At 42.5% G+C, this 3,020-nt stretch carries 4 protein-coding genes; all 4 read right to left on the bottom strand.

Annotated elements, in window-relative coordinates; genetic code table 11:
* Window positions 1–1,307, bottom strand: a 1,307-nt coding sequence (locus CXF78_RS18555) for an efflux RND transporter periplasmic adaptor subunit (RefSeq protein WP_257984945.1), incomplete at its 3' end; no start/stop codon positions are given.
* Between the two features lie 53 nt (window positions 1,308–1,360).
* Complete coding sequence (locus CXF78_RS18550) at window positions 1,361–1,678, bottom strand: heavy metal-binding domain-containing protein (protein ID WP_145991559.1); 318 nt, start codon at window positions 1,676–1,678, stop codon at window positions 1,361–1,363.
* 105 nt (window positions 1,679–1,783) lie between these two features.
* Window positions 1,784–2,230 (bottom strand): CopL family metal-binding regulatory protein, encoded by a 447-nt coding sequence (locus tag CXF78_RS18545; protein WP_102037583.1) that lies wholly within the window; start codon window positions 2,228–2,230, stop codon window positions 1,784–1,786.
* A 183-nt stretch (window positions 2,231–2,413) separates the two neighbouring features.
* Window positions 2,414–3,020: hypothetical protein (locus CXF78_RS18540; protein WP_102037582.1), on the bottom strand; the 607-nt coding region annotated here is incomplete at its 5' end.

Genomic DNA, 3,020 nt, shown 5'->3' with positions numbered 1-3,020 from the left:
GTAAGGATCAGTGCTTCAGTTGGTACAGTGAGCACATTATCTTTTGGCAGGCCAAATAAGGTCACATCAACTAAACTGCCAGGTCTGAGTTTATCGTTATGATTGTTAAGCTTGATCCGCACTCGCATCGCTCGGGTGACAGGGTCTAATTCTGGGTAGATATAGTCAATTGTCGAGTCAATATCAAACAGCCCTTGTGCTGCAGCGCTAACACTGACTTTACGGCCTTGTTGTAGCCAGCTTTGTTCATTTTCAAATACATCAGCAATGACCCATACACTGTCTAAATTAACGATTTCAAACAAGGTATCTCCAGGCTGAATATACATGCCATGACGCACGGTTAGCTTACTGATAAAGCCATCTTGTGGGGCATAAAAAGGCACTTTAAAAATGGTTTCACCGGTTTTTTCTAAACGATTAATTATCGAGGTATCGACGCCAAGCAGCTCTAAGCGTTTACGTGCTTTAAGTAATAAACTGCTACCTCGTTTTTTATCTTGCAAAAGGTAGTCTTGAGCTTGGGAATAGTCGTCTTGGGCATTGACGAGCTCGGGTGAATAAAGCTCATATAAAAGTTGGCCTTTTTTTATCTGTTGTCCCACGTTATGTACCGTGAGCGTTTCTATCCATCCGGTTGCGCGTGTATGCACATGGCCAATCGCATTTTCATTATATTGCACCGTGCCTATGGTATTCACTTGGCGCGACAAACTGGTTTTTTCAACTACATGGCTTCGCATACCCAAAGCTTGTTGCATCCCGCCAGAAACACCGACAACAATTTCTTGGCTTGCATCGGTAACGGTGACTTTCTCTAGGTTCATCCCGCAAATAGGGCAGGTTCCCGGAGCATCGGACACCACATGTGGATGCATTGGACAAACATATTTTACGTTGGTGCTGTCGCTCTGATTTGCTGCCGGCACTAATGTGGGTTTAGGTTGACTAAATACCTTATCTGCTTGGCTTTGTTTTACTGGAGTCGCACTTTGCATATTTGCCATTGGATCTTGAGTGTCGTCAATGGTGGACTCTTCTTCCTCTTCTTTGACGACGAGAAACATATTACAGATGGGGCAGGTTCCCTCTTTATCACTGATCACTTCAGGGTGCATCGGGCAAGTATAAGTTTTACTGGCTTGCGACTGATGCTGGGCATGATCGTGCTCTGCGCCATAAGCGACAGGTGATGTGAAAGCCGCGGGGATCATTACCCCAACAAACGCGCCTAATAGCACACTAGAAAGTGGGAATTTCTTCATAACAACCTCGATATTCATCATGGCAATACTGAAGATTGCCATGATGATAAACGCTAAAAACAATAATGTTGAATGTGCTCAACACACAAGAATGATCAGTTAAACTTGTCTGCTAGGCTTGGTTCTTTTGGAATAGCACCATGCATGTTAGCCATCGGATGTTGAGTGTCGCCTGCGCTGGACTCTTGTTGATCATCTTTGACAACGAGAAACATATTACAGATGGGACAGCGCCCCTCTTTATCGCTGATCACTTCAGGATGCATCGGGCAGGTATAGGTTTTACTGGCTTGCGACTGATGCTGGGCATGATCGTGCTCTGCACCATAAGCAACAGTTGATGTGAGAGCTGCGGGGATGATGACCCCAACGAATGCACTTAATAGCACATTAAAAAATGGGAATTTTTTCATAATAACCTCGATATTCATCATGACAATACTGACAACCGGCATGATGATAAACGCTAAAAAACAATAATATTGAATGTGCTCAACGCACAAGAATGATCAATTGAATTAAGCGATAGGAGGGCGGAACGCGGGAGGGAAAGCGATTGACACATGGTTAACAACCATCGTAAGCGGTGCAGAGTAAACGGGAATACTGGTCGTGGCCAATGGAATATCAATTAGGTTGGCGGTAAACGAAATAGTTAAACAGTGGTTACAATCCAAGCTGCAAAATCCGGACCCATTACAACAGCTATTTTGCGGTAACTTTGTGGCAATAGGTTCGTCCACATCATTGACGGCATTTTGCATATCATCGTGGCAGTTCTTCATTGCCTTGTGTGACATGGCTGATGTGGTGTTGGTTGTTTTATCGGTTTGAGCTGACATTGTTTGAGCCATTTCTGCATGGGCCATCGGCACCATCAAACTGTCATTAGTCAACAACCCCTGTCCGACAAGTGCGAACAAAGTGATGGCGATGATCCAATAGTTTGACTGCTTTGCTCTCATTTAGCTTTAACCAAGTCGTTTATTAGGGGCTAGCTTAACAGACCTTTACTTCAGTAAACATCTTTCAAGTAATAACAGATTATATTCATTAATCAGAGGATAATAATAACGTTTTTATGATCATTTTCGTGTGATACACATTCCATTTCATTAATTTAGGGGCGACTTACGTTAAAATCGCCATTATCTACGTTTTAATTTGGGTCGATACCTGTTGCGCTTGAGCATATCAATCACCCAAATTAACCCACTAAAAGTTAACCATAAAGTGATAAATGCAAAAATCATGATAGGGATGTTATTAAAACTGCCTTCACTGGTGTAATCCATAAAGTGCAGCATAAAAAATATATCGGCTAAACGTGTATGTTCATCACTGTGGCCGACAAGTCGACCCGACTGCGCTTCAATATAAACGCTGGTGCCAATGTTATCAGCAAAGTTTATCTGCCAAGTGTCATTGTGCTGTTTAGGAAAGTCGTCTAACGGCGGAGTGAGTAAGAGAGTTGAACTTATTGTAGCCTCTCCAGAATAAGATGCTTTGGCCAACTGTTGTGCCATTGTGGTATCAATTATTACTTGGTTACCGTCATAAGCATCAACCAAGCTGTAGTCATTGTTAAGATTATTGTATAAACCCTTTTCATGGGTTAATAAGTAGTAAGGTTTATCTAATAAAGTAATGATACTAAGCGATACGCTAGGCTTAAAGGCGGCCAAAATAGTACCAGGTTCAAGTAAACGATGAGTCTCTATTGCCACTTCAGCGTGAGTATCGTTAAGGTGAGTA

Source organism: Shewanella sp. 11B5 (assembly GCF_002836795.1).
Lineage (GTDB): Bacteria > Pseudomonadota > Gammaproteobacteria > Enterobacterales > Shewanellaceae > Shewanella > Shewanella frigidimarina.
This window is presented reverse-complemented; position numbering and strand designations above follow the sequence as displayed.

Bases quoted from the DNA above. Each gene is read 5' to 3' on its own strand.
- CXF78_RS18550 (WP_145991559.1), bottom strand. From the start codon at position 1,678: ATGAAAAAATTCCCATTTTTTAATGTGCTATTAAGTGCATTCGTTGGG.
- CXF78_RS18545 (WP_102037583.1), bottom strand. From the start codon at position 2,230: ATGAGAGCAAAGCAGTCAAACTATTGGATCATCGCCATCACTTTGTTC.